The 26,085-nt window shown below is 45.8% G+C and carries 22 protein-coding genes; 16 read left to right on the top strand and 6 right to left on the bottom strand.

The genetic code is table 11. The features are described 5' to 3' along the window. The first annotated feature begins 50 nt into the window (after positions 1-50). The 4 genes from ACQSGY_RS29255 (at position 51) to ACQSGY_RS29240 (ending at position 4,435) form a co-directional block, all read left to right on the top strand. A complete protein-coding gene (locus ACQSGY_RS29255; RefSeq protein ID WP_427182084.1) occupies positions 51-1,034 on the top strand; it encodes a LacI family DNA-binding transcriptional regulator in 984 nt (327 codons plus the stop codon). Between the two features lie 75 nt (positions 1,035-1,109). After that, on the top strand, positions 1,110-1,253 hold the full coding sequence (locus ACQSGY_RS29250) for a hypothetical protein (protein WP_427182082.1): 144 nt from the start codon (positions 1,110-1,112) through the stop codon (positions 1,251-1,253). Between the two features lie 6 nt (positions 1,254-1,259). Continuing rightward, complete coding sequence (locus tag ACQSGY_RS29245; RefSeq protein ID WP_427182080.1) at positions 1,260-3,701, top strand: rhamnogalacturonan lyase; 2,442 nt, start codon at positions 1,260-1,262, stop codon at positions 3,699-3,701. A 245-nt stretch (positions 3,702-3,946) separates the two neighbouring features. Then, positions 3,947-4,435, top strand: coding sequence for a hypothetical protein (locus tag ACQSGY_RS29240; RefSeq protein WP_427182078.1), 489 nt, complete (start codon positions 3,947-3,949; stop codon positions 4,433-4,435). A gap of 407 nt (positions 4,436-4,842) precedes the next feature. On the opposite strand, the gene ACQSGY_RS29235 is transcribed toward ACQSGY_RS29240, so the two are convergent. Then, the gene (locus ACQSGY_RS29235; RefSeq protein WP_427182077.1) at positions 4,843-5,460 is read right to left on the bottom strand and encodes a histidine phosphatase family protein; all 618 of its coding nucleotides are present in this window, start codon (positions 5,458-5,460) and stop codon (positions 4,843-4,845) included. Positions 5,461-5,611: 151 nt separating this feature from the next. Here ACQSGY_RS29235 and ACQSGY_RS29230 point away from each other — a divergent pair, with 151 nt between their 5' ends. The 6 genes from ACQSGY_RS29230 to ACQSGY_RS29205 all read left to right on the top strand — a co-directional run bounded on the left by ACQSGY_RS29230 (position 5,612) and on the right by ACQSGY_RS29205 (position 13,036). Further along, complete coding sequence (locus ACQSGY_RS29230) at positions 5,612-6,226, top strand: Type 1 glutamine amidotransferase-like domain-containing protein (RefSeq protein ID WP_427182075.1); 615 nt, start codon at positions 5,612-5,614, stop codon at positions 6,224-6,226. A 74-nt stretch (positions 6,227-6,300) separates the two neighbouring features. Beyond that, positions 6,301-7,392: an AraC family transcriptional regulator gene (locus tag ACQSGY_RS29225; protein ID WP_427182073.1), complete on the top strand. Its 1,092-nt coding sequence runs from the start codon at positions 6,301-6,303 to the stop codon at positions 7,390-7,392. A 237-nt stretch (positions 7,393-7,629) separates the two neighbouring features. Further along, entirely contained in the window at positions 7,630-8,481 is an 852-nt protein-coding gene (licT, locus tag ACQSGY_RS29220) for a BglG family transcription antiterminator LicT (protein WP_216515830.1), read from the top strand. 186 nt (positions 8,482-8,667) lie between these two features. Beyond that, positions 8,668-10,590 (top strand): beta-glucoside-specific PTS transporter subunit IIABC, encoded by a 1,923-nt coding sequence (locus ACQSGY_RS29215; protein ID WP_427182071.1) that lies wholly within the window; start codon positions 8,668-8,670, stop codon positions 10,588-10,590. A 27-nt stretch (positions 10,591-10,617) separates the two neighbouring features. Further along, positions 10,618-11,382 carry a ChbG/HpnK family deacetylase gene (locus ACQSGY_RS29210; protein WP_427182070.1) on the top strand — a complete coding sequence of 255 codons (765 nt, stop codon included), beginning with the start codon at positions 10,618-10,620 and terminating at the stop codon, positions 11,380-11,382. Between the two features lie 148 nt (positions 11,383-11,530). Then, positions 11,531-13,036, top strand: a complete 1,506-nt coding sequence (locus tag ACQSGY_RS29205) for an alpha-glucosidase/alpha-galactosidase (protein ID WP_427182068.1) — start codon at positions 11,531-11,533, stop codon at positions 13,034-13,036. Between the two features lie 95 nt (positions 13,037-13,131). On the opposite strand, the gene ACQSGY_RS29200 is transcribed toward ACQSGY_RS29205, so the two are convergent. From ACQSGY_RS29200 to ACQSGY_RS29190, 3 genes are all read right to left on the bottom strand, one after another. Continuing rightward, positions 13,132-14,088: a hypothetical protein gene (locus ACQSGY_RS29200; RefSeq protein ID WP_427182067.1), complete on the bottom strand. Its 957-nt coding sequence runs from the start codon at positions 14,086-14,088 to the stop codon at positions 13,132-13,134. After that, positions 14,060-14,737 (bottom strand): ATP-binding cassette domain-containing protein, encoded by a 678-nt coding sequence (locus ACQSGY_RS29195; protein WP_427182066.1) that lies wholly within the window; start codon positions 14,735-14,737, stop codon positions 14,060-14,062. Before ACQSGY_RS29195 ends, ACQSGY_RS29200 begins: the two co-directional genes overlap by 29 nt. 70 nt (positions 14,738-14,807) lie before the next feature. Continuing rightward, entirely contained in the window at positions 14,808-15,323 is a 516-nt protein-coding gene (locus ACQSGY_RS29190; RefSeq protein WP_111270582.1) for a hypothetical protein, read from the bottom strand. Between the two features lie 330 nt (positions 15,324-15,653). On the opposite strand from ACQSGY_RS29190, the gene ACQSGY_RS29185 reads away from it, so the two are divergent. From ACQSGY_RS29185 to ACQSGY_RS29170, 4 genes are all read left to right on the top strand, one after another. Then, positions 15,654-16,424 (top strand): amino acid ABC transporter substrate-binding protein, encoded by a 771-nt coding sequence (locus tag ACQSGY_RS29185; protein WP_289375267.1) that lies wholly within the window; start codon positions 15,654-15,656, stop codon positions 16,422-16,424. Between the two features lie 180 nt (positions 16,425-16,604). After that, the gene (locus ACQSGY_RS29180; protein ID WP_427182064.1) at positions 16,605-17,264 is read left to right on the top strand and encodes an amino acid ABC transporter permease; all 660 of its coding nucleotides are present in this window, start codon (positions 16,605-16,607) and stop codon (positions 17,262-17,264) included. A 33-nt stretch (positions 17,265-17,297) separates the two neighbouring features. Continuing rightward, the gene (locus tag ACQSGY_RS29175; protein ID WP_427182063.1) at positions 17,298-18,050 is read left to right on the top strand and encodes an amino acid ABC transporter ATP-binding protein; all 753 of its coding nucleotides are present in this window, start codon (positions 17,298-17,300) and stop codon (positions 18,048-18,050) included. A gap of 1,255 nt (positions 18,051-19,305) precedes the next feature. Beyond that, the gene (locus ACQSGY_RS29170; RefSeq protein WP_427182061.1) at positions 19,306-19,653 is read left to right on the top strand and encodes a DUF4190 domain-containing protein; all 348 of its coding nucleotides are present in this window, start codon (positions 19,306-19,308) and stop codon (positions 19,651-19,653) included. Positions 19,654-20,071: 418 nt separating this feature from the next. Here the strand turns inward: ACQSGY_RS29170 and ACQSGY_RS29165 are convergent, their stop codons facing one another. Further along, a complete protein-coding gene (locus ACQSGY_RS29165; RefSeq protein WP_427182060.1) occupies positions 20,072-22,258 on the bottom strand; it encodes a YhgE/Pip family protein in 2,187 nt (728 codons plus the stop codon). 76 nt (positions 22,259-22,334) lie between these two features. Further along, positions 22,335-22,913 carry a TetR/AcrR family transcriptional regulator gene (locus tag ACQSGY_RS29160; RefSeq protein ID WP_426334190.1) on the bottom strand — a complete coding sequence of 193 codons (579 nt, stop codon included), beginning with the start codon at positions 22,911-22,913 and terminating at the stop codon, positions 22,335-22,337. Positions 22,914-23,636: 723 nt separating this feature from the next. On the opposite strand from ACQSGY_RS29160, the gene ACQSGY_RS29155 reads away from it, so the two are divergent. Continuing rightward, a complete protein-coding gene (locus ACQSGY_RS29155; RefSeq protein ID WP_427182059.1) occupies positions 23,637-25,217 on the top strand; it encodes a hypothetical protein in 1,581 nt (526 codons plus the stop codon). 152 nt (positions 25,218-25,369) lie between these two features. Continuing rightward, complete coding sequence (locus ACQSGY_RS29150) at positions 25,370-25,933, top strand: hypothetical protein (protein WP_427182057.1); 564 nt, start codon at positions 25,370-25,372, stop codon at positions 25,931-25,933. The last annotated feature ends 152 nt before the right edge of the window (positions 25,934-26,085 follow it).

Below are 26,085 nucleotides of genomic sequence, written 5' to 3'. Positions count from 1 at the left end.
TAGAGGCTGGGAACGTTCCCAGGTCAATTCTTTATGACGAGGTGTTTTTTTTGCCAACCATCATTGATATATCACGTGCAAGCGGTCTGTCCAAATCAACCGTATCCCGGGTATTGAACAATCATCCGCATGTCTCCGATGAAAGCAGGGAAAAGGTGAAGGAGGCTGTCCGAAAGCTGGGATATATCCGGAACACACATGGGGTGCAGCTTCGCCTTCAGGCGAGCCGTCACATTGGCGTGCTTGTTCCGGATGTGGAGCATCCCTATTTCAGTCAGCTCGTGAGTGAGTTAAGTCGTTCTTTGGGGTCCAGAGGATACCGGGTTGTCATCTATCAAACCGAGTCATCCCAAACGCTTGAACGTGAAGTATATGCCCGCTTGCTGCACCGGGAGATGGATGCGGTCATTATTGCTCACTCACAGTACACCGAAAAAGAAATTAAAGAGTTTACAGGCCCAGGCGTGGCCATTATCTGCAATGAAGCTATGGAAGGCGAACTGCTGGATGTCTTTCGCCTGGATGAGCAGGATGCAGTGTACCAGGCGACTGCCTATTTGCTCTCCAGAGGGCATCGTCAACTGTTGTTTGGTATGGATCATGAGACACGGCTGCAGGAGAAAAGATGGTGCGGGTTTCAACAGGCCCATCAAGAAGCAGGACTACCCTGCTCAAGCTCCCAGTGCCATTCAGGATTGGTCACGATGGAGGACGGGTATGCGTGGGGGGAACAATTATTTGCCTCGTCAGCATGGCCGGATGGAATCATAACGGGTAGTGACTACGTAGCGGCGGGTTTATTGAAGGCAGCTCAGAAGTATCGGGTATCCATTCCGGAGCAGGTGTCTGTGATCGGTTTCGATGATCATCCTGTAAGTCGGATGACCAATCCGGAACTGACCACATTGCCTAACCGTATCCCGGATATGGTCAGGGATGTTACGGAATGCCTGATTCAAAGGCTGGGAGGTTTGCAGTCTGACCCGGTTGTGCAAACGTATAAAACATCCCTGATTATTCGTGAGTCCGGATGATTCCGATGATACTCTACGCTTGGATATACACTGATAATTAATTATTTTAGACGGATATTTGCCTATGGTCAGAAGATGAAGCTGTCTATAATAGTACCGGGTGGGCAGCAATGCGTGCACTGGAATCCATTGAAAGAATGGATGAAGGAGCGGGCAGTGCTGCCTGGAAAAACGTTCTTTATTTATGAAAGCGCAAACATCGAGTCCAAAGGAGCGTGAAGGCAGATGAATTCAAAAACAGCTGCACCGGTACATCAAAGATCGTCTTCAGGAGTACAATCCAGACGTGGAGGAATAGGGGCTTTATGTTCACCATTTGCGGCCAAGGTGCTCTCATCTACACTCAGTCTGGCCCTGATCTTGGGCGGGACTGCTGGCATTAGCGGAGTGCAGGCTTCGCAGAACCAAGGAAATGAAAATACGGAAGCCATGGCCGGGATATTTTCCAAAGACAAAGGAGGCAGCCAGGTGAAAGGCATTCAACTCGAAAAGCTGGATCGCGGGCTGGTAGCGGCATCGACATCCGAAGGTGTTTTTCTGAGCTGGAGATTACTTGGAGATGAGGCGACGGGTCACAGCGACAAGGGACTGACGGGCACGGATTTTAACGTTTATCGGGATGGCAGGAAGATTGCTACGGTTACAGATAGCACGAACTATGTGGACGGCACAGGCACGACAGCTTCTCGTTATGAAGTTGCAGCGGTCAACAGCAAAGGCAAAGAAAGCAAACGCAGTACATCCGTCAAACCTTGGGCAAACGGGTACATGGATATTCCTTTGCAGAAGCCGGCTGATGGGGTAACACCTGCGGGTGAAGCATACACCTATTCAGCGAATGATATGAGCGTAGGGGATGTGGATGGTGATGGACAGTATGAATTTTTCGTTAAATGGGACCCCTCCAACGCCAAGGACGTATCGCAAAAAGGCTACACAGGTAACACTTATGTAGACTGTTACACGCTGGACGGACAACTGCTGTACCGGATCGACCTCGGGGTTAACATTCGTTCGGGGGCGCATTACACCCAGATGCTGGTTTATGATTTTGACGGAGATGGCAAAGCCGAGCTGATGTTCAAGACCGCGCCGGGCACACAGATCATCAAATATAACAAAAAGGGCAAACCCACCTCGCAGAAGTACATCACACTGCCGAAGGAAGACCGCAAGGCAGGAGTGACCAACGAGCACGATTATCGCCTTAGTGCTGAGGGGTACTATGATCATGTTGTGGATATGTTCAGGAACTGGCATAAGCATGAGGAGGTTGTCAAAGGCAACTGGCCTGCAACGCTGGAAGAGGCATTTGGCATCGAGAAAAGGTATAACTATCCTCTATCCCGGCAGGATGCGGAGAGTCTGGCAGACTACTTTATGGATGTGTACGCACCGCAGCGGAGCGCTCGCAATGAGCTGCGGCAGTTTGAAGGTTTTATTGTGGATGGCCCGGAATACATTACCGTGTTTGAAGGCAAGTCGGGAAAAGAACTGCAAACGGTCCCGTACGAGCCGGAACGTCATGATGACGGCCTGATGTGGGGCGATTATGCTATGGCACGCATTGAGCCGGCGAATCGGGTAGACCGTTTCCTGGCAGGGGTTGCGTACCTGGATGGCAAGAAACCGTCTGCGATTTTTGCAAGGGGATATTATACCCGCTCCACTCTGGTTGCCTACAACTGGGATGGCAAAAAGCTGCAGAAGGAATGGATGGTAGACAGCGGCTGGACACCGATGAAAAATCCGTTTAATGACGGGCCGCACGGAGTAGATGGCACAGACCCGCAGTACGGTTCAATTACAACGCAAGGTGCACACTATTTCAGTGTGGCGGACGTGGACGGTGACGGCAAACACGAGATTATCTACGGCTCGGCCACGATCGACCATGATGGAAGCGTGTTGTATAGCTCCACCGATGTGATGCCACCTCAGAGTGCCGCACCGGGAACGATTGCCCGTCTGGGGCACGGCGATGCACTGCATGTTGCAGATATCGACCCGGATCGCCCGGGGCTGGAGATTTTTATGGTGCATGAGGGGGGACCTTGGGCGCCGTATGGATACTCTCTGCGTGATGCAAAGACGGGCGAAGTAATCTATGGTGGATACACGGGTAAAGACACGGGACGCGGCATGATCGGAGATGTTGATCCAACCCGGCGCGGACTGGAAACATGGGCCGTAGGATTATGGACGGCACAGGGTGAAAAAATAAGTGATCAGGCGCCCGGAACCAACATGAGCATTCGCTGGGCTGCCGACATGACAACCCAGATTGTAGACGGTTCTATCGATGTCACCCCTTCGATTAAGGACTGGAAACGCGGCACGCTGCTGACTGCGACAGGCACGTTGACGAATAACCATACGAAAGGCACGCCATCGCTGGTGGCAGATATCTTCGGAGACTGGCGAGAAGAGATGCTGGTTCGTACAGCGGACAGCTCAGCCATCCGCATCTATCTGAGCACGGAGAAAACTAACCGCAAGCTGTATACGCTGATGCATGATGCGATGTACCGCGTAGGCATTGCCGGACAGAATAGCGGGTATAACCAGCCATCTTACCCATCCTTCTATATGGCATCTGATATCGACTGGTCGAAAGTGACACTGCCTCATTACTACACTCCGGGGAAAGGGAAAGGGGATAAGTGAAAAGTGAAATGTCAAAAGCTCTGGAAATATTGTGTGCTTTTACGTCGGTTAACACCAGAGCTTTATGTATCATTTCTTCTTTTAACATAAATCCGATCATAGGACGTTGTTTGTTTCCAGTAGGTGATTAACTTCATAGTTTATCCCAAAAAAAATATAAATATTTATATCTTTTATATATATTTTACATTTTTGGAATCTAATCATACAATTGATTCATATCAAATAAAGGAGCTGTTTGAAGTATGAGGATTTTAAAAAGTAAGTTCTCTATCATGATGTTGGTGTCCGTGATGTTCTTTAGCGTGGTGGGCAGTGTCTATGCACAAAATCAAAATACTTTAGATGCAAATGGTATGACAAAAGAAGAGGTATTTGTTGCTAACCTAATTATGGAACATTTAAAAGTTGATTCATCAACAGGGGTATTTTACTTAGTTAATGAGTCTCAACTAAAAGAAGATATACTTAATAAAGCGCCAAATACCAGCTATGAAAAGATAAGAAATGATATTGATCAAATAAATAGTCTCATTAAAGAGAAACAAAAAGATGGCCCGACTGTTCAACCATTTAGTGCTTGTTCAACTGCTCTGAGTTTACTTGGCTTGTTCCATGGAATACAAATGAATGCAGCAATGCTGATTTTAGGTGTCGCAACTACACCAGTGCTGTTTGCAATTACTGCTGTTACAGGAGCTATATGGGTTGGGGGTTCGTTATTATGCCCATAAAGGAGAGTAAAAGATGAAAATTTTTTTTGATCGTTATGTAATCTCAACTAATTTTTTGTTGTTGGTATTAATATTATCTCTGGCCTATACTCAATTTTACACCAGTAATGTAGTGCTTTACTTTTTTCTTGCGGCGGTAACCTGTTCATCCACTTTTTTTATAGAATCTTTATTTAACAAGGCGAAATATGAAACAAAAACAAAAGCTAAAAAAATGGCCGTGTACGTTATGCCATGTAACATGATTATATTTATTGCGGCAACATATTTTTTACAAGTTTAAAAAGTGTCCATCTCTGAGAATGCATACGTATACAGGAAGGAGCCATAAAATTATGGCTCTTTTTTAGTTTACCATTCCCTATATCCGGATTAATGTAACACTAAAATTAAGTCTAAACTAATCCTCAGTTCACTTGCATCAAGTGGTCTGCTGAAGCAAAAGACTCCAGCGTAAATTGTGCATCCTTATAAATCAGCTTGGTGATGGAGCATTCGGGAATCAAACGCTTCTGCTCAATCAGAAAATTGGGATGCCAGCCATTCAGCTCCTGCTCCGAGAAGGTTTGCACCAGAAAATCGGTAATCAGCCCGCCATGCGTAGCCAGTACGATGTGACTGCCGGCCGGCTCCTGCGCGGCTAATTCGGCCAGAAGAGAGGCGAGGCGCATGCCTGCTTTTTTGGCGGAATCACCGACATGCGGAATAAATTCGGGGTCGGCTGTACATTGGTCCCACAAGGCTACGAATTGTTCAAAGGTTTGCTCAGGATCATCGCCCCAATTGGCGCGCTCACGCAGCCGTGCATCCTCCGTTACAGCAGCTTGGGTAAGGGAAGCGATGGCCTGGGCCGTTTCTTGTGCCCGTCGGAGCGGACTTGCCACGATACGATGCACAGGATATGAAGCGTTTGCAAAGTATTGGGCAGTTAATTGGGCTTGATGGCTGCCTTCCGTGGTAAGCGGCACATCACCGATATCACTTTTTTTGATACCGTGTCTGACCAGATAAAAGGTTGTACTCATCCATGGATTCTCCTTTACGAATTGTCTTGGGAATGCACAATTTTTTGGTTTCACTTCCATAGAAGCTGTGATAATGCATAATGGAATCCTGTTTTCAAAGGGTTATAATGAAATCATATCATGAAATCGAAAAGGCCGGAGGTTGAAGAACGTGAAAAAATTGTTTTTATCAGCTTCGTTTGAGGAGACAGCTAGTTTGTTACATACACTGGAGGAGGAGCTCGCAGGCAGAAGAGTTACATTTATCCCTACAGCTGCTGCCACGGAGTCCTATGACGCTTACGTCCATGCGGGCAGAGAAGCTTTGGAGAAATGGGGACTTATCGTAGAGGATCTGGACGTATCAACTGCAACACCGGAAGAAGTGACTGGCAAGCTGCAGCAGAGCGATCTGATCTATGTATCGGGCGGCAACACCTTTTTTCTGTTACAGGAGCTTCGTCGAAGCGGAGCAGATTTGTTAATCCAGTCCCATATTCAAGAGGGGAAAATTTATATCGGAGAGTCGGCCGGCTCCATCATCTTGGCTCCGGATATTGCGTATGTGAAGGCTATGGATGACTGTGCTGCAGCTCCGGAGTTGTCCGATTACCGGGGGCTGAATGCGGTTGATTTTTATCCTGTGCCGCATGTGGGCTGCTTCCCGTTTGTTGAATCGGCGGCACAAGTCATTGCGGAATATGAGTCCACCCTGCCGCTTGTTCCGATTACGAATGCGCAGGTCATTGTCGTGAATGGAGAGCAGCATCGAATCGTTGAAATCTAACGTCAGTCTCTTGAGGTTTATTCCAAAATAAAGGCTGCTGTACTCCATACAGCAGGTATAGGGAGGTGTACAGGATGGAGATGCATCCGGCTCGCTGCTGGACGGGCAGTCTTTTTCAGGAACAGCTCAGAACAGAGGATTGTGGGCCGCGTTTTTTTGCGTACTATTACAAGCAGTGGGAGAATTACCAGATGTCCTATCACACCCATGATTCCACGGAGATTATGTACATCATGGCAGGTATGTGCCGGGTGGATGTGATGATGAAGGACGGAAGCTCGGAACAGGCTGTGCTGAAAAAAGGACAATTCATTCTGCTGGATGCAGGGGTTCCTCATCGGCTGCTGGTGCAGGACGGCGTGCCATGCCGAATGCTGAATGTTGAATTTGGTTTTGTCCGTCTGGCCCCCGGACAGCCCTCTATCCGGCAGCTTGCGCTTGAAGAGGAAGAGCTGCACACCTTACTTACCTGTGCCGCTCCTTATCTTGTGCTGCCAGACCCGGAAGATGTGTATCACACGATGAAAAGCCTGGTGCTGGAGCTGGACCAGCGCGGTCTCATGGAGCAAAGACAGGAGCGCAGGGAGCGCAAGCTAGGACAAGAGCCACCCCAAGGTTGGGAGGCTTCAGAGGCTTCAGGGAGTGAGGCTGTTCGAATGGGTGTAATTCCCGCTGAAGAGCGCACCATTCATCGTGAGGCAAGAAATCTGACCTCCCCGGAGCAAGGAACGCTGGTACGCTCGTTATTTATGCAATTGCTCGTTCGGATCGCCAGACTGCGAGGAGAGATGGAACGGAGTGCACTGGATCATACAGAGCTGTATGTGAAACGTACGATTGAATTCATGTATCACAATATGGATCGCAGCATTCAGGTGAAGGACATGGCCGTTGCAGTTAATCTGCATCCGGGATATTTGCACCGCATTTTCCGTAACTATACCCGGCAGACCCCCACGGAGTATCTAACGATGCTGCGGATGGAGAAGGCCAAGATGCTGCTGCAGCAGACCAACATCCCGATCACCGAAATTTCGGACTACGTTGGCGTAGGAAGCCGGCAATATTTTCACATGCTTTTCAAAAAATATACGGGCAGCACACCTGTTCAATATCGGGCTTCCATAGAGCGCACTCAGTGGAACTACCCTGATGATTCAAGGTAAGGAACGGATTGATGGGCTGGTAGAAACTTAATGTTGAATTGAAAGGGTATTCATGATATCCTTTGTTCAAAGCAACGGATTTGACAATTGTGTAGCGTTTAATATCATATATATTGAGGATTGTGACTGTTCGGCAGGCGATACCTAAATTGTTCGTAGTAGACATGAGTTGTACATGTTGCTGCTTCAATTTAGGTTTTTTTTATGCAGGCAAGTGATGAGATGGGGGTGATGGAGATGAAGATCAGGAAAATCTTTAACAATAACGTAATTTTATTGACGGACGATAACGGGAACGAAATGATTGTGATGGGAAAAGGGATCGGATACAACAAACATAATAGTGATGTTATTGATTTTTCCCAAGTGGAGAAAAAGTTTGTCGTTGAAAAAGCGACGTCTGATAAATTGATGAGTCTGATTGGTGAGATCCCAACCGAACATCTGGAGTTATCCAATGAAATTATTGAATACGCCGAACAACAGCTTGCTCTTAAATTCAGTGACAACATCTACATCACGCTAACGGATCATATCAGCTTCGCAATCAGAAGGTTTCCTGAAGGCATCATTGTAAAGAACGCTTTGTTATGGGAGATCAAAAAATTCTATGCAGCCGAATACGAGGTTGCGCTGAATGCATTACACATTATTGAACAGAAAACAGGCATCAAGCTGCCAGAGGATGAAGCGGGCTCTATTGCCCTTCATTTTGTCAATGCACAGCAGCGCGGGCAGGATATGAAACAAACCTATCAGATGACAAAGATTGTTAACGATCTGGCGAACATCGTCAAATATCACTTCGGAATCAAACTGGACGAAAGCTCGATTAATTACAGCCGTTTCCTCACACACTTGCGATATTTTGCGTACAGAATTTTGCATGATGAGTTGATACCGGAAGAAAGAGATTCGTTATATGATCATGTGAAGGACAAGTATCCCGAATCATATGCATGCGCGAGAAAGATTAGAAACTATCTGGAGATTAACTACGAGAAGAAAACAACGAATGAAGAAATGGTGTATTTTATGATCCATATTCATCGGGTCACCAATCGTGAGCATGATCTTGCGGAAGAATGAACGGTGTTCATACAAATTTTATATAAAGGGATTGTGACTGTTCGGCAGGCGAAACCTGAATTGAGGCTTGTGTATTGACTAAGGTCAGTAGACGAGCTTCAGTTCAGGTTTTTATTTTGTCATCGTAGATGATGATGGAGTAAGACGTGAATTGTAGTGATATAACAACAGTATGGGGGGAACAACATGGATCATCTCAAATTGGCTCAAAACATTGTAGACCGCGTTGGAGGAAGGGAGAACATTCAATCGCTGACTCACTGCGCTACCCGTTTAAGATTTGTCTTGAACGATAACCGGAAGGCCGACAGCAAGACGTTGGAAAACACGGCGGGCATCCTGAAGGTCGTTGAAAGCGGCGGCCAATTTCAGGTTGTTGTAGGCAATGACGTTTCCGAGGTGTACAAACATATCGTTGCGGAAGGGGAATTCGACGGAGCAGGGGCTGCTGCTGGTTCTGAACAAGAAAAGAAGAGCATCCGTTCAGCCATCTTTGGCCTGATATCAGGAAGTCTTACGCCATTAATCCCGGTATTTGCCGGAGCTGGTCTGGTCAAGGCGCTGTTAATTGTGCTCGAAAGAGCGGGCTGGATTGCTGTAGATAGTGGAACATATGCCATATTGGCTGCGGCAGGCAACTCCATCTTTTATTTCTTGCCCATCCTGCTCGGCATCACGATTGCCAGAGTTCTGAATGTGAATTCTTATGTGGCGGCAGCGATCGGAGCCGCGTTAATGGAACCGAATTTTACAGCATTGACAGCAGCAGGCAGTACAACTCATTTTCTAGGGATTCCCGTATCGTTAATGAATTACGCTTCATCGGTCTTTCCGATGTTCATCGCCGTTAGCATCTATGCGGTACTGGAGAAGTTTCTGAAAAAAATCATGCATAAAAATGTACAGCTATTCGCGGTTCCATTCTTCTCCCTTGTTATTATGGTCCCGCTCACAGCTATGCTGATTGGTCCATTCGGTCAATATGTAGGCCAGTGGATTGGTGATATCGTTAATTTCCTCATTAACAGCAACTCTGTCATCGCCGGAATTATTCTGGGGGGAACCTGGTCCTTTCTTGTGCTGCTTGGATTACACTGGGCGACAGTGCCTATTATTATGGGGAATCTGAGTGCAGGGGGAGATCTCATTGCACCTCTTGCAGGGACATCGGTAGCGGCTTCTATGGGAATCGGTCTCGGGGTATTCCTGAAAACGAAGGATAAGGACCTCAAGGCTTTAAGTGGTTCATCTTTCCTTTCTGCAATACTGTCCGGGGTTACTGAACCTATTCTGTATGGGATCATTCTGCGTTATCGTAAAACACTTATATATTTGGTGGCGGCTGGAGCCATCGGCGGCGGTCTGATGGGTTATCTCGGCGTGAAGCTGATTGTATTCAATTTTTTCCTTAATGTGTTCACACTGCCGGCACAGAGTCCAATGCTGTTCTACATTATTGGTGTATTAACGGCTATTGCTGGCGGAGCCTTATGTGTTGTGCTGTTTGGTTATGAGAGTAAGAAGACGGATCAGGGTGCTGAAGATGAAAATAAGCAGTTATTGGAAGGTGAAAGTGAGCGGTTATTGAATGTTGAATCATCTACGAGAAAAATGGAACAAAACGCAGCTGGCATCAACACGGATACAGCGATGGAATGCTTGATTACAAGTCCGCTCGAAGGTACGGTTATTCCGCTTCATGACGTGGAGGATGTCGTTTTTTCCTCGGAGTCGATGGGCAAAGGCATAGCCATCATTCCGTCCAAAGGTCAGCTGGTATCCCCGGTGGACGGCGTCGTTTCGGTCACGATGAAAAGTGCACATGCCATTGCAGTCACCTCGGATGAAGGGGTTGAAATTCTCATGCATATCGGCATAGATACGGTGAGATTAAAAGGGCAGTATTTTACACAGAAGGTTCAGCAAGGTGATCGGGTCCATCAAGGTGAGGTGCTGATTGAGTTTGATATGGATCGTATCCAGAACGAAGGCTTTAAACTGACAACTCCGATTGTGGTAACCAATTCCGATCAATTCCGTGTCATCACACCGCTGCTGTCAGAAGGTACGGTTGCTGTAAAAGAGGAACTGTTATCTGTTCGATCCTAATAGTAAACAGAAAAGGAGAGAAGCAAGATGAAGCTGATTGTCAATGCAGACGATTATGGGATCACCATGAAAGTCAGCGAAGGTATCGTTCTGGGGATGAAACAAGGTCTGATTACAGATACCTCAGCCCTGGTGAATTCGGTACATTTTGAGCGAAGCAGTGCCATGGCCCTTGAAGCGGGCATTACAGCTATGGGCGTGCATTTAAACCTGACGTTCATGACCCCTGTGCTGGAAGCCTCAGCTGTTCAGAGTATCGTCAACGAATCAGGTCGCTTCTATCGAAAACCTGAACTTATCCCTGCGTCCTATAATCCCGGGGAGGTCAGAGCTGAGCTGAAGGCACAGATTGAGAAGTTTCTGGCTTCCGGGTTAAGGTTGAACCATCTGGACACCCATCATGGGGTGAGTGTAAAAGATGCGCAAATGCTTGAGTTAATCATAGAGCTGGCTCGGGAATATAACGTTCCCATGAGAAGAGATGATATCTTATCTCCCGAGTTGGAGGGAAGGCTTGCGGATGCAGGTATTCAATCTACAGATATGTTATGTGGTGATCCGGCTATGCCTTCTCTTCAGGAAGCCTGGTTCCGTGGTGTGTTGGAACAGTATAAAGATACCGATTGTATCGTTGAAATTGCTGGACATCCAGGATATGCGGATGAGGAACTGCGCAGTATCTCATCACTGGTAGAAGAGCGTGAGCACGATCTCGCTTTATTGATGAATCCGGCACTGCGACAGTATGTGAGAGATCAAGGTATTGAACTCATCAGCTACAGCCAGCTGTAGAAGAATATATAAGTTAGGATTTTTGACAACTTGCCTGTGAACAGGTCATGATTTTGATAACGCTCTCTATCGCTCCATTGCTACAATGAACCCATGAAGCAAGTCATTAACCGAAGCCGCAAGGTTCGGATTACGGGAGGACATGTGCATGTCGTTTAAAGTGGCGTTTATTGGAGCAGGCAGTATTGGATTTACCCGTGGACTGCTGCGGGATTTACTTACTGTACCGGAGTTTAATAACATCGAGATCGCCTTCTGCGATATTAATCAGCATAATCTGGACATGGTAACGGAACTGTGTCAGCGTGACATTCGGGAGAATGGACTGAACATTCAAATTCAGCCGACAACAGACCGGAGAGAAGCACTCAAAGACGCGAAGTATGTGTTATGTACCATTCGCGTGGGCGGGCTGGAGGCTTTTGCAACCGATGTAGATATTCCACTGAAATATGGTGTGGATCAGTGTGTGGGTGATACGTTATGTGCAGGCGGTATTATGTACGGACAGCGCGGTATTGCCGAGATGCTCGAAATATGCAAGGACATTCGTGAACAGAGTGCGCCGGATGTATTGCTCCTGAACTACTCTAATCCGATGGCGATGCTGACATGGGCTTGCAATAAATACGGTGGTGTGCGGACGATCGGGCTCTGTCACGGGGTACAGCATGGTCATCATCAGATTGCAGAAGTTTACGGGTTGAAAAAAAGTGAAGTCGATATCGTATGTGCAGGCATCAATCATCAAACGTGGTATATTCAGGCGTCGCATGAAGGCAAGGACCTTACCGGCGACTTGCTTGAAGCGTTTGAGAAGCACACGGAGTACAGCCGTACCGAGAAAGTTCGAATCGACATGCTGCGCCGCTTCGGCTATTACAGCACGGAATCCAACGGACATCTGAGCGAATATGTGCCATGGTATCGGAAACGCCCGGAGGAAATCAACGACTGGATTGATCTCGGGAGCTGGATTAACGGGGAGACAGGCGGCTATTTGCGAGTCTGTACGGAGGGACGCAACTGGTTTGAGACCGATTTTCCAAACTGGCTGAAGGATGAGCCGATGCAATATATAGCAGAAAAACGTGGTGAAGAACATGGCTCGTACATTATTGAAGGGCTGGAGACAGGGCGTGTGTACCGCGGTCATTTCAATACAGTAAACAATGGCGTAATCTCCAATCTGCCGGATGATGCCATTATTGAAGCACCGGGTTATGTGGACCGCAATGGCATCTCGATGCCGCATGTGGGTGATCTGCCGCTGGGGCCGGCAGCGGTGTGTAATGTGAGCATTTCGGTACAGCGCCTTGCGGTTGAAGCGGCAGTACGTGGAGACGACAAGCTGCTGCGACAGGCATTTATGATGGACCCGCTGGTCGGTGCGGTCTGCAATCCGAAGGAAATTTGGCAGATGGTTGACGAGATGCTGGTAGCGCAGGCGCAGTGGCTGCCGCAATACGGTGATGCGATTGCAGCTGCAGAAGCGAGACTCGCTGCGGGCAATCTTATTCCAACGAAGGCATATGAAGGCACTGCACGTCTGAAAGTCAAAACCGTGGAAGAGATGCAGCAGGACCGGGAGGCCGCGAACAAAAACGCAGGCGATTCCGATAAAGGCAAGGATCGCGAGAAGGTGCAGCAATAGTTTGTTAGGATAGAATTATTTGGTTAAGACAGCTACCTGACAAGCGGATGTAGATTTTAGTATTCGCTTGTTTCAGGTAGCGGTTTAATTTGAATTTACATATTGTACTTACTTTGCTTATTAAAGCTAACATAAGATAAAAAAATTGATAGGGCAAAAACAATAATTAGAATTGTAAAAGAAGTCACTTCTGAAACAGGTGTAGGTTTGAATAGTTGGAACCTTCCCTTAAATTCGAAGATATCATGAGCTATTACAGAGACTAAGTTACGTAAATCGTATTTACCAAGTACAGGAACTATAAAATCATATACAAAAAATAAAATGACGGGAAGAAGAGCGGATTTAAATAATATGCCCATGAAAAAACCTATTGATGCAAATATAAGACTGACTAATAAGCTAAATAAAATTTGAAGCATAAGGTTATTCGGAACAATGGCATAATCAAATCTTGTTAAAGTTTGCTCTGGGATTTCAGAAATAATTTGATTATGGAAAATAACTCCTGTAATCAATGAAGTAATTAAAGTAACAACAAAAACAATCAAGACTCCTAAGTAAATAGAGAGTATCTTTGAGGTAATTAATTGTGATGGAGCCATCAGGGTGGCTTTAATACTGACCGTTTTATATTTATAATCATAAGAAGCTATGAATATAGAATAAATAGCAAATATTAATGGAAAGAAAACAAAAGTCATCCATTCTAACGTATTTATAACAATTGAATTTATAGTAAGATGATTTATCGAAGTCGCTGCTTCTTCCAAACGCAGGCGAACAGGGTTATCTACAACTTGTTCATTGCCAGTGCCGCTGATATTTATAGGCATATCAAGCATTTTATCAACATCCATGCCTTCTTCTTTATACAAATTATAGGTTCTGACGTATAGATCGTAAGAACTCGAAGCCTTCGATTTTAAACCATATATATTCAATAAAGAAATGAAAACTGAAATAATCATAGTGATCCATATAATGCGTGAATACCACTGATACTTTAATTCCTTTTTTGTTCTATTTAATATAACGTTCGTAGATGTCATTCAATCCTTCCCCCTCTTGAAGTTCGAAATCTTTAATTTGGATCGCGGATTGATCATTAATCAAAATAAGATCATCAATAATAGAAGTGTAATATTCAAAGTGGTGCCCTATTGCTATAATGGTGGTATCTACTGACAACTTTCTCAAAAGAGATTTAAGATCCAGAAGAGTCTCATGATCTAATCCATTTGAAGCTTCATCAAGAAATAAGTATTTCGGTTTAGTCAGCAAAACTCTCATTAGGCTTAATTTTTTTTTTTGTCCTAAAGAATAGTTTTTTACTTTATCTTTTAAAATTTCTGGTTTAAGAAAATGAGGCATAAGAATATCATGATTGTTCTTATATATATTTTTAAAGGAATTATTGGTTAATAATTCCAAATTTTGGGATCCAGTTAAATTGTGATAGAGTGGGCTATTATCATATACGACCATTACTTCTTCTCTCACCTTTTCAAAATGACAATTATCATATCTAATTTCCCCATTGTAATCTTCGAGTTTCAAGAGACATTTTAGTAGGGTACTTTTTCCAGAACCATTAGGTCCAGAGATAAATGTAATTTTATTTTCTGGAATTTTTAAGTTTAAATTATTGAAAATAACTTTTTTTTTGTATTCCTTTGACAAGTTAGAAATAGTTATCATGATTTTCACCTCTAGTAACTGAAAACAACGACCATTTTTTTGGTCGTTGTTTTCAGTTGTTATAAGTATTTTAGTAGTTACTAGCTGATCCGTCCTTATTAACTTTGATGTAGTCAGAAAAGTCTGATTCGTAGACGGTTACATCTCCCCAAGGAGATACAACACCGGCACCAATGGTTGTTTTAGAAAGATAGATGTGATAAGAAGCAGCTGAAGAACTCTGTTTGGTTATCCCACCTTTTCTTACTATGTTAGGGAACACATATCCTGCATCTTGACTGCCACTACTTGAAGTAATTTGATCACCATTTGAAGTCCAATCTACTACTGCGTCAGACCAAGCTAAGAAACTTCCTCTAGTATACTTTACTGTGTAAGCTTTATTGGTTGCTGCTAGTGAGTTAACACCATCGTTATTAACAGTTTTTACCTCACTTAGTACACCGATGTTTGCGGCTTCAATTACTTCAAGTTGATTAGCGGTAAGGCCTGGAGCATCTGAAGCAAGCACTGGAGAAACAGAAAGTAATAAACTTAAAGCTAAGGCACCTGATGCAACTTTTGTGGTAATACGTGATAATTTCATTCAGTAACCTCCAACTATTTTTTTTATATTACATCTATAATTTACCATAAAATAATGCTTTTGTGTACCTATATTTAGAAAAAAAGTATCAAGTTTCTTTTAAATCTATTATTGTACTGTTTTGTGTTAGATAGAATGAACTATAGCTGGTGGAACCGGCGCAAGTGCAGGCTGCATTTTCACAAATCGTTTACAAATATTAGGTATACATCGCTGAAAAATGGGCAAGATGCTCGACTCTTCTCTCATGCTATGTTATTATAAGGCTCTGATAACGTGGTAACGAACTAAAGCGTTTGGCTTGGTCATAGACATGGAGGGGTACGGAAGATGAGAAAAAAAGCGATTTTACTATTATTTATCAGCATATGTATGGTCATTATGGCAGGCTGTTCGAGCTCTGCAAGCAAAGACGATAACACGATTATTGTCGGGATTGACGATAAATTCGCACCTATGGGATTCCGGGATGAGCAGAATGAAATTGTAGGATTTGATATTGACTATGCTCGTGCTGCTGCCGAGAAAATGGGGAAAAAGGTAACGTTCCAGCCAATTGACTGGTCTTCCAAGGAGTCGGAGCTGAACAGCGGACGAATCGATATGATCTGGAACGGATATACCATTACCGATGAGCGCAAAGAGAAGGTTCTTTTCACCAAGCCTTATCTGGAGAACAGTCAGGTTGCAATTACACTCGCGGACTCTCCGATTACAAAGCTGGATGAGCTGGATGGCAAAAATGTTGGCTTACAAGCACTGTCCTCAGCGGCAGATGCGCTTGCGGCAAGTCCTTTGAAGGACAAGGTCAAAGCGTCCGAGTTCAAGGATAACGTGCTTGCTCTGACAGACCTGAAGACGAAACGTCTGGATGCTGTGATCATTGACGAAGTGGTTGCAAGATATTATATGTCCAAAGAAGAAGGCACCTTCAAGCTGCTGGATGAATCACTTGCCCCTGAGCAGTACGGCATCGGGATCAAAAAAGGCAATGAAGAACTGCTGAACCAGCTGCAGAAGGCGCTGGATGAGCTGAACGCAGATGGCCAAGCCGCTGAAATCTCCAAGAAGTGGCTTGGTGAAGACAAGGTTCTAAAGTAATCTGACGCGATAAAGTATTTGCATTTGGGATGAGATCAGACAGGTCCGTTGACCTGACATATAACGATGTGGGCCGTTCTCTTATATAGAGAGCACTCACGAAAATGATGACCCCGTATTCCACGCTGGAGCGATAAGCTTCCGAGGAGTGCGGGGTTAACAGATTAGAGGAGACTTAATATGAGTTGGGATTATATATCGACCATTTTAAAACCAATGCTTGAGGGTGCTCAGACGACCATTTTTATGTTTCTGGTTGCGATCATTCTGTCGGTTCCACTTGGATTCATTATCACGTTAGCAATGAGAAGCAGGTTCAAGCCTTTGGCTTGGATTGCCCATACGTATGTTTATTTGATGCGCGGGACACCGCTGCTGCTGCAAATTTTGTTTTTCTGCTTTGGACTGCCGCTCCTTCCGGTCATCGGAGAATATCTGGTGTTCGATCGAGTCGTGGCAGCGGGAATTGCTTTTGTGCTGAACTATGCAGCCTATTTTGCCGAGATTTTCCGAGGCGGCTTGTTGTCGATTGATAAAGGCCAGCATGAAGCGGCGAAGGTGCTTGGATTAACGAAGTGGCAGACGATGGTCAAAGTCATTATCCCGCAGATGATTCGTGTCGTACTGCCTGCGACAGCGAACGAAGCGATTACGTTGGTGAAAGATACGGCACTGCTCTATGCAGTAGCTGTACCTGAGCTGCTGTATTATGCGCAAGCTGCAGTAAATCGGGATTTGCAGTTGATTCCGTTTTTCGTAGCGGCGATCATGTATCTGCTTATGACCCTGGTGCTTACTTTGCTGTTCAAGGCTCTGGAGAAACGCTTCTCCCATGAATAAATCCAATCTGATTAATCAAAGGACTGTCTGCATATGACATATAGTATAGAAGTTAAACAGTTGAAAAAATCATTTGGCACACTTGATGTGCTCAAACAGGTGTCTTTTGACGTGGCTCCAGGTGAAGTGATTGCGGTGATTGGACCTTCCGGTTCAGGCAAAAGCACGATGCTGCGCAGCCTGATCCATCTGGAAGATGTTACGGGCGGTACAATTCGTATTCAGAATCAGACACTCGTGGACGAAGGACGGTATGCGGGTGCTGGCGAGATTCGAAAAATTACGGATCGTATGGGCATGGTGTTTCAGCATTTTAACTTGTTCCCGCATCTGACTGTACTGGCGAATCTGGAACTCGCACCGAAGACATTGAAAAAGGAAAATACGAAAGCCATTCGCGCCCGCAGCATGGAGCTGCTTGCGAAAGTGGGGCTGTCGGACAAGGCCGATGCGTATCCGGCTAACCTGTCTGGTGGACAGAAGCAGCGCGTGGCGATTGCCCGCGCCCTGATGATGCAGCCCGACATCCTGCTCTTCGATGAGCCGACCTCGGCCCTCGACCCGGAATTGACCGGGGAAGTGCTGCGTGTCATCAAACAGCTGGCGCAGGAGAACATGACAATGATGATCGTGACGCATGAGATGAGCTTTGCTCGTGATGTCGCAGACCGTGTCTTTTTTATGGACAATGGCGAAATTGCGGAGCAAGGCCCGCCAGAACAAATCTTCGGTGCTCCGAAACTCGCCCGCACACAAACCTTCCTCCAGCGGGTAGATATGGATTAGCAGGGCGAGGCACAGGAGTAAGAGAAATAGTAAGAGTAAGAGTAAGAGTAAGAGTAAGAGTGAGAGTAAGGGAAATAGTAATAGTGAGAATGAGAATGAGAGTATGGGCAAGAGCAAGAGTAGCGAGGAATATGGTACTCGGTTGAGCTCATATAACTAAATAAAGTTGTACGAAAACACGTAACGAATGCATACGATATGCTTTGATTACGTGTTTTTTGTTATCGCATTTTACAATGGAGTGCATGGATAGAAATCCTTCATAATTAGTAGCGGTGGACTCCCGATTGAACCGATCGTGCCAAAAGTGCCGATAGTGCCCGTGGCACCTCGTATAGAATGCGGGAATTGAGACGAGGAGGCACCTCCTTTAAATTCCATGCTCAAGGGGGCGCTCCATGAAACATACATGCTACCTTTTAGTGATTCTGGTCTGCGTAATGCCAGGCTGCGACTCCTCTTCGTAAAATTGAAAGACATACCAAGCTGCGTATAAACTAACCTATTGCACTGGACTGCACCTAACACGCTAACGATCTCACGGAGCCTTATTTGGCTCCCTAAGCAGTGTTTGTAAATCTAACGATTCCCAGGAGCGCTATTTAGACTGAAATGACCAAAAAGCAGCTGAAATTGCAGTATTTTGAGTAAATAAGGTTTGTGGGAATCGTTAGAATTTTAAATCGGCTAAAAAGAGCAAAATAGCGTCTGTAGGAATCGTTACAACTTCCGGTGCTCATATGTGCTGCTTAAACTGGCTAGCTGTGATGAAATTTATGGATTAATTAGCGGCGTAGCGTCAGTTTTGTGACATGGGTCCACTCCAGTGTGTAGTGTCCAGTTTTTTGCCGAAAGTTCAGTTTGTGTTGTACCTGGGCAGGTAGCTGAGGAGGGCGGTCCATTTTACGGCACTCATGATGAAGTTCAGCTGTCAGCAGTGGGAAGTTAACACTTTTAGGGTGTGTCTGGAGATGCTGAAGGAAGCCAATTCAGGCGAAGTCTTTGCTATCAATGGCATGCCTTTCGTTCCAAGCCAGAAAGTTCCCCGCAGTTATGTCGGAGCACGTTAATGGAAAGTGACGCAGCAGCGGGAGAAAAGGCCTTTCAAATTGCGCTTCAGTGGTATTCAAGACACGACCTGGTTATAGCAGCATTCGATGTATCATATTTTTTTGGTAAAAACCATTAAATGGAAAGGTGTATTCCCGCTTATCGTTTATAATGTGAGAATACAATAATATAGGGAGGATTTACCTTGAATCAACAAAATTACAACAGTGCTGATCGTTACTACGATAACAGCTTTGCGCCAACACCTTATGCACCACCGCCAAAAACAAACTCGAAGTCAATTGTGTCGCTGGTTCTGGGCATCTTGTCAATTACGATTCCATACCTTGGATTTCTGATCGGGATCGCGGCTATTATTTTTGCATCCATATCCTTCAAGGAAATTCGCATGCGCATGGAGCAGGGTAAAGGATTAGCCGTTGCAGGACTTGTGTGTGGTATTGTTGGTACAGCGCTCTATGCGATTGTTATTTTGATTGTACTGTTTGCAGCACTCCTTTTCTCTAGCGCTGAAATGTATTCTACATACTAGGTACTCAGAGCATGACGACGGTTTAGCATAGTTTAATTAGAAAGCAAGTCCAGTATAGGGTGGATTAGCCTAAAAGCTTTTTGAAAGAAAGCCGTATCCGAAGCAAAGGATTGTTACTAGAGCTAGCGTTTACCTATCGAAAAGAGTGGCACAAATATCGGTGAATTCAGCAATGGAAGAAATACTTTGTCATTGTCTTCTAAGTAATCCATGTAAATTTTCTAGTTTATCAACGAGTTGATATCCCCAAGCTCATCATCAGTAAAAGGCATATCCTTCACGTCACACTTGCTACACACAGCAGGTCAGGACGAGGGATATGCCTTTTTATTACGTTCCGATGACAGAATAACCTTCCAATCGCTATTATCCGCCTTTATGTGGAGATTGGCATTCTTGCATATATCAAAAAATGAATCTAAGCCTGCAGTACGGCTTCATGACTAACACTGTTGTCCTCGGCAGTCCGATGCTTCAGGAAATACGATAACGTACCGGCCAGACCGAGGATGGCAAAGAGGCACAAGATTCCGATCTGATCCCAGGCGACGCCAAACTCTCCACTGGAAATAACGGCTTTATATCCGGTTACCGAGTAAGTCATTGGCAGCCATGGGTTAAACACTTTTAGCCAGTTCGGAATCAACTCCAGCGGGAACGTACCCGCACTTGTGGTGAGCTGGAAGATTAGCATGAGAATCGCCAGGAAGCGGCCCGGATTTTCCAACCAAGTCACCAATGCCTGAATGATGTACATGAAGCTCAGACTTGTTACAAAGCTGAATAACAGAAATAATGGCACACTCTGTACCTTCAGACCCAGCCCATATAATACGAGGCCAGAAGCCAGAAGCGATTGAACACCGCTCATGATCGTGAAGGCAAGCGTTTTGCTCACAAATCGATTCCAACCGCTTGCTTCAATTACACTACTGCCGCGTGTTGGCACGACCAGCGTTGCAATCAATGCACCAACGAACAGACCAAGAGACAGGAAGTAAGGCGAGAAGCCTGTGCCGTAATTCGGGACCGGATTCAGTTTGTGTTCATCGACTTTCACAGGTTCAGCATACATCTGAACGAGTTCATCTGTTTTATGCACACTGCTGGTTTGCTCGGCTGCATCGTTTAATTTGGTGGCGAGCTCCCCGGAGCCGTCGGTTAGTTTGACCGTGCCCTCTTTCAATTCACCCGCACCGTCTGCAAGCTTCTGAGAACCGTCCGTCAGAGTGGAGACTCCAGCTTCCAGTGTGCCGACACCTTGCAAAAGCTTACCCGCACCAGCATTCAGCTGCTCTGAGCCTGCTGCCAGCTTGGCACCACCCGCCGCCGCTTCATTTAATTTGGCGTTGAATTGCTCCAGTCCAGCGGCAAGCTGTTCTTGCCCGCCAGACAACTGAGCAGCGCCCTGCACCAGCTGCTGCTCACCTTGCACTAGCTGACTGCTGCCTTGGTGCAGCTGTTGCTGTGCAGCTTGAAGCTGCTGGCTTCCGGCAACGAGCTGCTGTCCGCCTTGATATACCTGCTCACTACCAGCGGCTACAGCCTGACTGGCTGCGAGCAGCTGCTGAACAGCCGGGCTGGCCGCGAGCTCAGGGCTGGATTTGGCTAACTGTGCCAGACCTTGAGCGACCGCTTTGGCGCCTTCGCTGACTTTGCCGCTGCCCTCAACAGAGGCTTGCAGCCCGGCAGTCAGCTTCGCACTGCCTTGCTCGGTAGCGGCGATTCCGGCGTCCAGCTTGGACGCGCCCTCCTGCGCCGCTTGCACGCCGGCATGCAGCTGCTTGCCGCCGGCTGCTGCCTGAGCTGCACCGTCACCGAGCTTGGTGCCGGCAGCAGCTAATTGAGCGAGTCCACTGGATAATGTGCTCGCGCCCGTGTGAAGATCACCTGTGCCTTTGGCAAGGGAGGCTGTGCCTTCTTTTAACGAAACTGTGCCGTTTTGCAGCTTGCCTGCACCGTCCGCCAGTTTCGCGAGGTTTTCTTTTAACGTAGCCGCCCCTTCATTCAGTTTGCTTGCTCCATCGTGGATTTTATCCGCTCCCTCTCCGGCAGTAGCTAAACCGTCCGACACATCTCCGACCTTATCCAGCAGGGACTCTGTATACGATTCAGTGACTTTGGCAGAGACTTTGGTGCGAATCTGCTTGACCGCCGTACCGCCGATCTGGCCTGCAAGGAAGTTGTAGCCTTCGTTGGGCTCGTAGATCAGCTCTGCGGGCTCTGGATGCTCATCCATCAGCGTGGTTGCTTTCTCGGAAAAGTCCTCTGGAATGACAATGGTCATGTAATACTTGTTGTCTTTCATGCCTTGTTCTGCCTGTTCGCGGGTGACGAACTGCCAGTTGAAATCATCGCTTTTTTTCAGCTCATCGACCAGATTCTGACCGACCTCAAGCGATTTATCATTGTAAACTGCACCCTGGTCCGTGTTCACCACGGCTACAGGTAATTCATTCATTTTGCCATACGGGTCCCAGAAGGCGTTCAGGAACAGCCCGCTATATAATACCGGAATGAACAGTACAACGAGAATTGGAATAAACACTTTTGGTTTCTTGAAGGCGGACTTCAAATCCTGCCCAAATACACGCAATGATTTCATGATGTTCTCTCCCTATCTTACGCTAATCCCTTGTTTCTATCTCTAGTATGGTATGTGTGCGTCTGTGGGCGTTTCTCTAAGTGGGGGACAATCCATTTTTGAGAAAGAGGCCTACAAATGCTTTGATCTGATCCTTGTGCAGCGTAGGATGCGCTTTGTTCCAATCGGATGTCAGGCTGACGTACAGCTTCATTAGCACAAACGAAACCAGCTTGGGATCATCCGTGCGAATCTGCTGTAATTCCATGGCACGACTGATCTGACGCTCGAGGTATTCGAGGATGGCTTTCTCTACCTTTTGCAGACCCTCCTTCGCTTGCGGCGTTCCGAACTCATTGACCTCCTGGAACAGCTTGATCAGCAGCTCATGCTCCTCCCGATATTCCAGCAAAGAGTCCATACTCTGATGTACGTTATCCAAAAAAGAGTTTTCCTCATTCACCGTCTGCTCCGTGATCTGTTTCATATCGGCAATAATCGAGCGCAGGATCTCATCGAACAATTCTTCTTTATTCTCGAAAAAGGTATAGATCGTTCCTTTGCCCACATTGGCCAGTCTCGCAACTTGCTCCATCGTTGTGGCCTTGTAGCCAAACAGGGCAAAGGATTTCTCGGCAGAGTCCATTACCTGTTGCCTTCGATCTATCGTTTTCACGGCATATGCACCTCCTTGATGTGAGATATGTTTAATGGGTGAGGCGGGTGAAACACGTGCGAAGCACTGTGAAGCAGTGAAAAAAAAATTTTAAAAGATGAAGCCAGTTGAAGCAATAGTGACAGGTTTTGAAAAAAGATAAACCTAACTTGTGATTGACCAGTTTACTATTTTGGTCATTTGGTCGTTATTTAATGTAGCACTTGTGTATGAGGTTGGATGTGATCTATGTCATAGTTTGGAGAGTGAACGTTGTGATGGTGTGGGTAGATGGAAGAGTAGAGAAAGGGGGAGACTTAAAAGGATAGTAGAAGAGAGAAGGATATTGAATATTGAAACGTAGGAAGATTAAGCAGAGGGCAGAAAGTGATTTATAGGGTGCGAATGTGAAGCTCACATGAATCCCCCCGGGAGCACCTTGAAAGTAGTGAAAATAGAGTGTTTTGATGCCTTTTGGCAACATGGGCTGGAAAAAGATTGAATTCGTTGGCGGGAACACATAGAATAGTAGTGAAATAATGTAGTTTTGTGACGTGTACGAACGTACTATACGCGTTTTTTTCACTGTCGCACTCCGTATGGAGTGTGTGAATTGAAATCATAGAGGTTAGTCGGTATCAAAATGAGTAATCGAGAGATCAATATGAGCAATCGGCTACTCACTCTGAGATTAGAAGTTTTGAAGATGTTATCCATATATCTACCGATGAGGAGTGTCAGGACATGTCCATACATCACATAGGTCAAAAGGTTACTTTTGCCGATATCAAAACGAGGTTGCCTCACGAAAGCTGGATGTATACACAGAATGAAGCACATGATGGTGAATTTAATGCCGAGGAAGTATGGCTACATTCAGGTGATCTTCATATCAGTGAGCTGTTGCTGGATGAGGGGCCTTTTTTAATTATGGTGGAGGGACATCTGATCGTTGATCGTTATATTGGAAACACAGGATCCGACGCGGCCACTTCTAATCTGGTTGTGCTTGGTGATCTTACAACGCCTTATATGCTCGTGGGAGGGCAGGAAATATATATTACAGGTAATCTTTATGTGGAGGATATGTTCTGGGGAGATTACAACCATGGAGAATTGACGGTGAGAGGCAACGTAGAAGGTGGGCTGCTAGTAAGTACAGGGCAATATGGAATTCAGGTTCAAGGACAGCGGAAAGTGAAGCGTCAGCTTGAAGAGTGGGAGGATCTCGGACCATGGCAAGGCTTTGACATGATGGAGTTATTTGTTCCTGAGTGTGTAATTGACGAAGATACAGAAGAGCCGTTTCCATGGCGAGAAGAGATGATAAAGAGACTGCAGCAGGGACAGCCTATCATTAAACGAGAGTATATTTATGCCGCAGAACTAGCGCCAGATGTACCGGATTGGTTCGAAGATCATCAGTTCACAGCTGCGAACATTGAGCGTCTTACTCACCCTTCATTATTACCTGTAAGAGAGGAGGGTGAGTTGCTGAACAGCTATGAGTTTTGGGTGGATGGACAGTTTTGCCGAGGTTCTGTCTACGGGAATGAGCATACGGAGGGCTATTTCCGGAGTCTGTATTTTCAAGACGACCATGATTGTGCATTGTTGCTCAAAATAGAGCTAGCAGACCAAGCTTCAGGCTTTCCTAATGAACTTGCCGAGCAAGGGGGCACTCCTGTCTGGATGATCTCAGGCGCATATCGTTATGTGAACAGTGAGAACTCCGAATGGAGCGTATTTACGGAAGACTCACCTTCGGATATTCAGCAATTAAGCAACCGTGGATGGGATACCTTGCTGCAGTCCGTATCGAATTACCAGTATGCCCGCACCTTAATTTCGCCGCAACGTATTCGTGATTTATTAGCGTTGCCTATCGTGGAGCCCTATGACGATTATTATGATGATGACCGACATGGGTTGTGGATTGAAGACTTCTACTTTGCATTTCGACAAGCAGGTCAAATGTTTAATGATGTTCCTCAGCCAGCTATGCTGCGTATTGGTAGAGAGTATACGGGTACACAAGGGGAGACGAAGGTCGAGAAATACTTCTATACGCTACACCAGCATGCGGACGGCACGGAAATTGTGTTAATTGAATACTCGGCTCAGGAGAAAGAGGATGAGGAAGAGTCGTTGTTGCTTGAACTTCATTATGTAGGCGGTCCCCAATTACTATTTGCCGTTCAATTGCTGGAACGCGGAAGCAAAGAGCTGATGCAAGCGAATCAGGATTTGCTGGATGGGGAAATACCCTATGCTGTTGAGTCCTTTGCGAAGCGATATTGGAAATCTAAAGGATACTTGAAATAAAAGACTACACTATAAAATAAGACGCCCAGACAGGATATTGCACCTGACCGAGCGTCTTTATCTGTTCATTTCTGTAGAAGAGTGGAGCAAGCTAATGAGGAGCAAAGATAGATAAAGATAGACAGACTCAGAAAGGGGCTGACGAACAAACGATGAATACCGAGCAAACCAAGTCACTTATTGACGCGATCTCTATGGAAGAGTATGTGCAAAAGGGGAAGTTATCGCAATGTTTACCAGCAGCTGCTCAGATCACACTGGAGCAGGCCAAAGCGCAGGCGGATGAAGTGTGGATTGTGGAAAAGGAGAAACTGGAAGTGGTCAGCTTTGATTACGATGGATACACGGTAAATCTAACATTTCAGACGGACGGGAGTTACTTGTTCGATAGTATGGATGTTTGGACCGAAGTGGGAAACAGCGTAGGATTAGCAATAGAAATGGATTTAGAGTCAGAGCCAGATTCAGGTTCAGGTACTTCTAAGTTAGCTGCATTGGAGACAGTAGAACGTATTCAACGTTTTGCGGCAAATGTGGGAATGGAGCTGGAGTGGTTCGAAATGGGTGATGAACGAGTGTGCCTGTTGCCCAGCGCGGTGACTTTACACTATTTAAAGCAGCAAAATAGATGGAAGCTGGTTAAGATCGCTGGAGCTCATAGAAGTGTGGAAGAAGTTAGGAGCAGCTTGAGCAGTATAGCTGATGCAATGAATTAGTCTCGAATGAACGCTAACGATCACAGGCGGGCTTATTGAGTCAGTTTATGACCTTTTCCAATTCTAACGATCACCATGGACCTATGTCAAGAAAGTAGACACTTACGCTACGGATTTGTCCGTAAATTTCTTTGCAAAACGAGCAGGGGAAA

It is taken from the genome of Paenibacillus sp. TC-CSREp1, from assembly GCF_050171015.1.
GTDB classification, from domain to species: domain Bacteria; phylum Bacillota; class Bacilli; order Paenibacillales; family Paenibacillaceae; genus Paenibacillus; species Paenibacillus silvae.
This window is presented reverse-complemented; position numbering and strand designations above follow the sequence as displayed.

What these genes read in the sequence shown, in the direction of transcription:
- ACQSGY_RS29250 (WP_427182082.1), top strand. Translation starts at nt 1,110, where the DNA reads ATGAAGCTGTCTATAATAGTACCGGGTGGGCAGCAATGCGTGCACTGG.
- ACQSGY_RS29245 (WP_427182080.1), top strand. Translation starts at nt 1,260, where the DNA reads ATGAATTCAAAAACAGCTGCACCGGTACATCAAAGATCGTCTTCAGGA.
- ACQSGY_RS29240 (WP_427182078.1), top strand. Translation starts at nt 3,947, where the DNA reads ATGAGGATTTTAAAAAGTAAGTTCTCTATCATGATGTTGGTGTCCGTG.
- ACQSGY_RS29235 (WP_427182077.1), bottom strand. Translation starts at nt 5,460, where the DNA reads ATGAGTACAACCTTTTATCTGGTCAGACACGGTATCAAAAAAAGTGAT.
- ACQSGY_RS29225 (WP_427182073.1), top strand. Translation starts at nt 6,301, where the DNA reads ATGGAGATGCATCCGGCTCGCTGCTGGACGGGCAGTCTTTTTCAGGAA.
- licT (WP_216515830.1), top strand. Translation starts at nt 7,630, where the DNA reads ATGAAGATCAGGAAAATCTTTAACAATAACGTAATTTTATTGACGGAC.
- ACQSGY_RS29215 (WP_427182071.1), top strand. Translation starts at nt 8,668, where the DNA reads ATGGATCATCTCAAATTGGCTCAAAACATTGTAGACCGCGTTGGAGGA.
- ACQSGY_RS29210 (WP_427182070.1), top strand. Translation starts at nt 10,618, where the DNA reads ATGAAGCTGATTGTCAATGCAGACGATTATGGGATCACCATGAAAGTC.
- ACQSGY_RS29205 (WP_427182068.1), top strand. Translation starts at nt 11,531, where the DNA reads ATGTCGTTTAAAGTGGCGTTTATTGGAGCAGGCAGTATTGGATTTACC.
- ACQSGY_RS29200 (WP_427182067.1), bottom strand. Translation starts at nt 14,088, where the DNA reads ATGACATCTACGAACGTTATATTAAATAGAACAAAAAAGGAATTAAAG.
- ACQSGY_RS29195 (WP_427182066.1), bottom strand. Translation starts at nt 14,737, where the DNA reads ATGATAACTATTTCTAACTTGTCAAAGGAATACAAAAAAAAAGTTATT.
- ACQSGY_RS29190 (WP_111270582.1), bottom strand. Translation starts at nt 15,323, where the DNA reads ATGAAATTATCACGTATTACCACAAAAGTTGCATCAGGTGCCTTAGCT.
- ACQSGY_RS29185 (WP_289375267.1), top strand. Translation starts at nt 15,654, where the DNA reads ATGAGAAAAAAAGCGATTTTACTATTATTTATCAGCATATGTATGGTC.
- ACQSGY_RS29180 (WP_427182064.1), top strand. Translation starts at nt 16,605, where the DNA reads ATGAGTTGGGATTATATATCGACCATTTTAAAACCAATGCTTGAGGGT.
- ACQSGY_RS29175 (WP_427182063.1), top strand. Translation starts at nt 17,298, where the DNA reads ATGACATATAGTATAGAAGTTAAACAGTTGAAAAAATCATTTGGCACA.
- ACQSGY_RS29165 (WP_427182060.1), bottom strand. Translation starts at nt 22,258, where the DNA reads ATGAAATCATTGCGTGTATTTGGGCAGGATTTGAAGTCCGCCTTCAAG.
- ACQSGY_RS29155 (WP_427182059.1), top strand. Translation starts at nt 23,637, where the DNA reads ATGTCCATACATCACATAGGTCAAAAGGTTACTTTTGCCGATATCAAA.
- ACQSGY_RS29150 (WP_427182057.1), top strand. Translation starts at nt 25,370, where the DNA reads ATGAATACCGAGCAAACCAAGTCACTTATTGACGCGATCTCTATGGAA.